Origin of the sequence: Acinetobacter sp. I-MWF (assembly GCF_025433935.1) — a bacterium.
GTDB lineage: Bacteria > Pseudomonadota > Gammaproteobacteria > Pseudomonadales > Moraxellaceae > Acinetobacter > Acinetobacter guillouiae.
Genome location: NZ_JAMBAR010000079.1, coordinates 1 through 7,151, shown reverse-complemented (window position 1 = coordinate 7,151; position 7,151 = coordinate 1). Strand labels below are relative to the sequence as shown.

Sequence of the window (7,151 nt, the reverse complement as noted above, 5' to 3'; positions counted from 1 at the left end):
AGATGCATTAGCCCCATCACCTATAGCAACTGCTCCACTCGCAAGTGCATTGGTTCTTGCACCCAAAGCCACTCCACCTGTTCCAGCCGCGGAAACAGTAGACTGCGCACCTATTGCAATAGCATCCGTTCCAGCAGACTGCGCACCTTTAACAGCATTACCACCAATAGCCACAGCACCACTACCAGAAGCAGTAACCGCATTTGCAACGGATAAAACATTTCCTAAAGCAGAACCAGTAGCCGTTCCACCCAATGCTACAGCATTTTGTCCTGTTGACTGGCTGCCTTCGCCAAGTGCAGTACTGCCTACTCCTGTTGCTCGACTCTCCACACCAACAGCCGTACCAAAAGCGCTGGCTTTGCTATTATTACCAACTGCCGTTCCTGCTACCCCCGTAATTTCTGCAAAGCTTCCAAGTGCAGTTGCACTATTAAGACTATTGCCTTTAGCACTACAACCAACAACCAAAGAATACGTTCCTGAACCATCCGTTGGCGCAACAGTTGCTCCAGGATTTATAGTGCCAACAGTCGTAGTACTACCACCTACACACGAAGTATCTCCGCTTACAACAACTGCAATAGCATCGGATGAAAAAGTGATCATCAAACTAACTGTTGCTGCCCCAATAATTCCTGTAACTTTTGAAGATTTTGTCTTCCCTTTTGCTAATTCAGAAACTGCAACCCATGCTAGTAAAGTAGCATTCCAAATTACTTTATATATTCTGTTCATATCACACCCACCATACAAATGATTAAAAGATTGCTTACTAGGCTGTAAAAAAACAGGCAGTTGATATACAATCAACTGCCTGTTTTTTTACATATTTTCTAAAAATTATTACTAAACCTATCTTTATTGCTTGTTATTTGATCAAATTCGTTTTAATTTAAAAAAGGTGATAAGCTTTTTATACTTGAAAAAATATTAACTGTTTACATTTTTTAACCAAGAGTGTAGATTGCATCACAAAAATAGGTGTGGTTGATTGTATATCAACTGTTCATTATAGTCAGTTAAAAATATTATTTTAATGAATTAAATCAATAAATTACAACCAATGAAAAAAAACTCTATATAACGTCTACTTTATTTCACAATAATTTAAAAATTAATTCTTCTCCTGAGTAACTCAAATTTAAGGCATAACTTGGGTATGAGATCTACCTAATTTGGTAAAATTATTCAATAGTTTCATACTCGCATGAATTTCATTGGCCTGACTTTCAAAGTTTATTGTACTCAGTTTCTCGCCTAGTGATTTGATGCAGCGCATCCTTGTTTCAACTAAACTTCTTTGGTAGTAGCCTTAACATTTTCCATATTGACCTGCCTAAATACTTGACCGCCCGAAGTAGCACATTGCGTTCTAGCGAACAACGCTTAATGTCTTTCCAAGGCTTCGCATTCTTTCTTAATGAAATTGCCACATATAACTGCCTGTCTGAAATCACCAGCCGATAGTCTTTTTAGTCATAAACTCCATCTGTATATACAGAACCATTTCTTCATCTTTTAGAATTTGATTCAATAGATCGCCAAGCACTTGTGAATCACTCAAATTATTAGTCGTGAGCTGAACTGCTCGTATTTACAGAGTTTCATCAGCATCGATATCAATATGTAATTTACGCCATTGTAAAGGTATTCAGGCTAATGTTTCTTACGTTTCCTTTGATCTTCACCTAATAATTTCAAACCAATAAAATCAACAATGAGCAGTATGTTGCGTAAGGAAGCTCTCCCCTACTTTTTGATAACTAATTGCGATATTAATATGCTTTTGTCTTGCACAAATGGTGGAATAATCTAGTGCTGCCACAGTCTAATCGACAAAGACGAACGAGACTTTGAACAAATCCTATAGTCATTCGTAGAGTTAAGCGAAATAATGCTTTCATCATTGGCCAGCATTGAATCACTGTATCTGAGTAGATTTGACTCCGTCCCTGTTTGACTTTTGATTCGGCATACCACTGTGTGTTGGAATCAAACTAAATGGTTATGTTTCCACGACTTATTAAAGCTTGGTTGTAACACAACCAATTGGTCGTTCGATAAATTTTGGGTGTAGGCTTATTCATCTAAGAATTATATTGTTTAATGTTTCAGATAGGGTTGTGCAACAAAGTCCATTAGAGGTCACTTATTTTAGGGTTTTACAAGGAGTATATATAAATTTGATAGTAACTTTACCTAAACAAGCTACACAGCAGCATTAGAACCAGTCAATGAAAAGATTAGTTGAGCTAATTTTTCAAATACTCAAATTATATGCTGGGTTACATTCGTTTCCTCATACAAATGAACCCATTGCTAGAAAATAGTTTATTCAAACTTGTAAATAAATCATAACGATTTTATAAAATAGCTGAAGTTTATATCAACTTTCTAGCTATCCAGACTGGCTTCGATGATTTTATTTGCCAACTCTTCAGGTCGTGTGAACATTGCTTCATGGCTTCCCCCCATTTCAACCAATTTGAACTGACCTAAACGGCTTGACATTTTAGGATGCCAAGCACCTGAAGGCAAAGCCTGATCTTCAGTACAGTTAAGGTAAGATTTTGGAATATTGAGCTGATAAAACTTTTTTAGATCTAGACGATCATGAAATGGCTGACACGGTTCAGGTGTCAGCATTTTGTATGTTTCCTGTGCTAGTTGTTCATCTGCATCATTAATAAAATTAGTACGCCAAACTTCATAAGGCAGTAATACTGTGTTATCTCCAGATGCTTTTGCGAGGCTTGTAAATAATTCAAAATATGCTTCGGGCATGTTATCAAACATGTTTTCTCCATCTTGCAAAACAAAAGCATTCCAATAAATTAGTCGTTTGATTCGTTCTGGAATAAATTCTGCGACTTTCGAAATAATTGTTCCTCCATAACTGTGACCAAGGAGAACGATATTCTTTAGATCATTCTTCACAATGTAATCCACAATTGACTGAGTACTTTGAGCGTGATTTACATCACGATTTGCGTTTGTGCCATGTCCTGCAATAGTTGGACAGTGCACGATCATGTTTTGTGCACGTAAATATGTTACAACAGGTGTCCAGAGCGATCCATCATGCCAAGAGCCATGAACAAGTACAAAAGTTGTCATTTTGATCATCCTTAAATTATGTTGATCTTTGTTAAAAATCTTTAGAAAATCCGAGTGAGAAAACATGGTTTTGATTGCTTAAATTGGTTCCTGAGCTATTATCTGAGCCAATTATTTTTTTGTTTACCGCATATTCATAGGCGAGATTGAGTGTCGCGAAACCGAAATCACGCCCATAACCGATAGTCCATGCATTATTTGCGATAGCATTAGCGTAAAAATTCACGAGAGTATCTTGTGAATCAACCACAACATCAGCATGGCTAAACCCGAAGCGAATGTGATCTTTAGGGCTAAACTTATAGTCTAGACCTATGCGGTAGACATTTTGATTTTGCCAGTTAAATGATCCCTTTTCACCCAATCCATCAGCATCTTGCCAATTAATCCGTAATAAATCTGCTGCCAAAGTAACTTGAGAATTAAATTTGTGGTTGATCCCAAACCCATAACGTTCCGGCAAATTAATTCTACCTTGGCTACTCGCCAACAAATCATCTTTATATTCTTTAAGCTTGGAAAAGCGCATTTCACTTATATATGATGCTCCTAACCACCAGTTAGGCTGAAATTCCCAAGTGACTCCAAGGCTACCGCCAATGCCATAAGCCCAATGATTACCGTGGCTATCTAAAAACATGGGGGTGCCTTGGGTATCCATACCAGCGAGTACACCTTTTGCACGAAATTGTTCAACACCAATATCTAAATTGGCACCTATACTTAAATTCGGTAAAACTTTATAAGAAACTGTAGGACTTGCTTTTACAATAGCTAAATTATCTTTGGCTTTATCGGTAGGAAAGCCATTAATTGCAGGCTTATCATAATCAACTGCAGCGCCAGCACCAGTCAGACTTAAACCAAAGCTTAAGCGATCATCAAAATGTTTAATAATTGCAAGGCTTGGAATAGAGATTAATTTATCAGATTTAAATTCTTCAGCCTGATTTAAAAACGTTGCCCTAGAACGGATATTTAATAATGAAATTTGAGCATCCACCCCATTATTTTGATAGGAAAGATTAGCGGGGTTATCATGAATAGAAGTTCTGTCCATTCCTTGCGCAAGACTTATACCTCCCATCCCACTTGAAACCTGCCCTGACCCAGTCAGATACACACCATTAAATGCCTGAGCATAGAGGGGCATACAACCAAACAATAGAATAAAGTTTATTTTACTTAGCATTTTAAAAATCCTTATTTAAAATTTTGTTAAATCATTTAACAAATATTGATTATTTAATCTAGCAACTTTTTTATAATATATATTCATTAAAACATACTATCTAGTCAGCAATAAGTATAAAAATATACTTTAGAAGAATTTTTTAATTTAGCCAACCACATAAACCACTGTATTCATTATATTATTTAATTTTTTTATATATAGTTTGTAAAAAATTAAATAATATAAGCCAGGGTTTATGTTTAAAAAATGGGGTTTAGAGTACTAAAAACCTTCTTCTTCAAAATTTCATAATGTAAATTAAATAAATATTTTATAATAATCCATCAAAATAATTATAATCCATATTATCATCCAGTGTTAAAAGCGTTGTGAATTGGATCCTTTACTTAATACTTATAATCGAAAAATTAATTAATAACTAATAGGGTTTGAGCATTCATTAGGCAAATTGAAGATCATTACAGAGTGTTATCGAAATAGATTAAAAAATAGGATTAAAATTCAATATTATAGCTGATATTTTTAATTTAGAGCTGAGTAAAAGTGATTTATGAAAGAAGTCTATTTAAAATCTAATTACTGTCAATTCAGTTATATTTTTTGTGACTCAAGATATGGTTATAAAAATTATAGCTTGCAAGACATGTACCTGATAGCAAAATGTTCTGACAGAATGAGTAAATGGCATATTCAAGAGACTTAACAAATGGTTGCTAAATATCCGTAGGCCATACATGGAACTAAATTAAAATGCCCGATGAAACTCATCGAGCATTTTATGAAATAAGTGTCAACCTATTTGAGGGCTAAATATCCAACTAGTATTATTTTATTAGATACTCTTTTACAATATTTTCACTTAATAGTTTAATAACCTCTGAACGTTCATCTAGAGATGTATCTGCTTTTCGCACATAAATACTAATAAAAACTGGCGCATGAGTTTCTGACCATACCATTGAAATTAAGCCTCTAATGCCATAATCACTTGCTCCAGTACGATCTGCAATTTCCCATCCTTTAGGTAAAGTAGCTCTTAACATATTGTCTGCAACTTTATTTCCCATCATCCATTCTTTTAATTGTACTTTTGAGTTTTTAGATAACACATTACCCATCAATAACTTTTTCATACTGGCATTGATCGCATTGGGACTTGTTGTATCTCTGATATCACTTTCGGGATTAATCACAAGATCTGGTTCATATCTATCTGATCTTGTTACCTCATCACCAATTGAACGCATAAATGAGGTTAGACCAATAGGCCCACCACCTAGTTCTATAGCAAAGTTTGCTGCTGCATTATCACTATATGCGGTTGTAATTTCACAAGCTTGCTTTATAGTTAGTTTTTTATTTACATAATCTTTGACTATCGGCGAATATGTAACAATGTCTTTTTGTCTAATTGTTTTTGAGTAATCTAAATTAAATTTTTTAGCATCAACTTTAGCTAATATATTAGCACAAGCAAGCGCTTTTACTGTGCTGTCTAATGGGAAGCGGTTATCTCCATTGATAGAAATCAATTTATCATCCATATCTAAAATTGATACACCAACCTGCCAGCCATTTTTTGATAGTGTTTTAATCTGCTCTTCAAGAGTAGTTGCCATCGTCACTGACTGCAAAGAACCAAAAAAAATAATAGCCATTGATGACTTCAAAAGCAATTTCATATTTCATCCAATATATAATAAAAACTTAAATCCAATTAATGCAACGAATCATACTCGTAAAATTAGATTATTAAGTAAATCTAATGTTTTAGTTACTAATTGTATACAGTTTTGTTACACAAATATTTAAAAATTATAATTACTTTGATTCATTCAGGTTTAAATAACAACTTGGATGTAAGGGTGACCTAATACAGTGGATTTAATTAGGGCTGATATACGAGCATCAATCTTATTGACTTGACTTTGAAAATTCCTTACATATAGTTTACCGTCCAATAATTTGATGCAATGCATCTTGGTTTCTACCAAGCTTCGGCAATGACACTCAGGCCAATTTTCCAAATTACTCTACCTAAGTGTCTGACAGTTTCAAATAATTCATTTCTCTTTATAGCACTCAGAGTTTTAATCTTCCAAGCTTTCTCATTTTTACAAGGTGGAATGAATACATATGAATCTCGATCTGAAAATATTCTTCTGTGGTATAAAGAGAATCTATCTGTTCATCCAAAGGAAATTAAACAAGTGAATTCCCATAGTACTTCCGAGCCACAGACATTGTTCGTAGTCAACTGTACGTACAGCCCATAATTGCAGGGTTTATTATTTTTACCTATATGCAACGCCATTGACGACGATATTTAGGCTGATATTTCCTGCGTTTGCATTTACCTTCACCTAAAAAATTAACGCCACTTGAGTCCATGAATAGATGTAGTCCACCACTGCTTTTCCTGATAGTTAATTGTAATATCAATATACTTTTATCTTGTACAAAGGGGTGAGTAATCTGGAGCTATCCAATCTAAGCCTCAGATTCTAATGAGACGCTGAAAAAAGCTTGTGACCATACGCAAAGAAAGTCGAAATAGAGATTTGATCATTAGGCAGCGTTGAATAGCTTTATCAGAATAAAGTTGGTATCTCCCTTGTTTAAGGTGTAACTGTGCATAGCATTATATAGTCGAATTAAACCAAATCGAGTTTTCCCACTATTTATAAAGGCTCAATTATAAGAAAACCAATTTGCTTTATGATAGGTTTTAGGTATAGTTTTACCCACCCTGAGATTATATTAATAAATTGATTTTTATATAAAAAAACACCCATGGATTATGATACATGGGTATATAAAGGGAATAAAAAGATGC

Annotated in this window: 4 protein-coding genes and 2 pseudogenes; all 6 read right to left on the bottom strand. The window is 34.6% G+C overall.

What is annotated here, in order from left to right; translation table 11 throughout:
• Positions 1 to 738 (bottom strand): ESPR-type extended signal peptide-containing protein (locus M2R48_RS21480; RefSeq protein WP_262087663.1); only part of this gene is annotated, 738 nt, incomplete at its 3' end.
• A gap of 406 nt (positions 739 to 1,144) precedes the next feature.
• A pseudogene (locus tag M2R48_RS21475) lies at positions 1,145 to 2,090 on the bottom strand (IS5 family transposase).
• 307 nt (positions 2,091 to 2,397) lie between these two features.
• Entirely contained in the window at positions 2,398 to 3,120 is a 723-nt protein-coding gene (locus M2R48_RS21470) for an alpha/beta fold hydrolase (RefSeq protein ID WP_262087661.1), read from the bottom strand.
• A 31-nt stretch (positions 3,121 to 3,151) separates the two neighbouring features.
• Positions 3,152 to 4,312 (bottom strand): OmpP1/FadL family transporter, encoded by a 1,161-nt coding sequence (locus M2R48_RS21465; RefSeq protein ID WP_262087660.1) that lies wholly within the window; start codon positions 4,310 to 4,312, stop codon positions 3,152 to 3,154.
• An 827-nt stretch (positions 4,313 to 5,139) separates the two neighbouring features.
• A complete protein-coding gene (gene bla / locus M2R48_RS21460; protein ID WP_262087658.1) occupies positions 5,140 to 5,997 on the bottom strand; it encodes a class A beta-lactamase in 858 nt (285 codons plus the stop codon).
• Positions 5,998 to 6,156: 159 nt separating this feature from the next.
• Positions 6,157 to 7,063 (bottom strand): annotated as a pseudogene (locus tag M2R48_RS21455) (IS5 family transposase).
• Between the last annotated feature and the right edge of the window lie 88 nt (positions 7,064 to 7,151).

Coding starts and splice junctions, on each gene's coding strand:
- M2R48_RS21470 (WP_262087661.1), bottom strand. CDS start 3,120: ATGACAACTTTTGTACTTGTTCATGGCTCTTGGCATGATGGATCGCTC.
- M2R48_RS21465 (WP_262087660.1), bottom strand. CDS start 4,312: ATGCTAAGTAAAATAAACTTTATTCTATTGTTTGGTTGTATGCCCCTC.
- bla (WP_262087658.1), bottom strand. CDS start 5,997: ATGAAATTGCTTTTGAAGTCATCAATGGCTATTATTTTTTTTGGTTCT.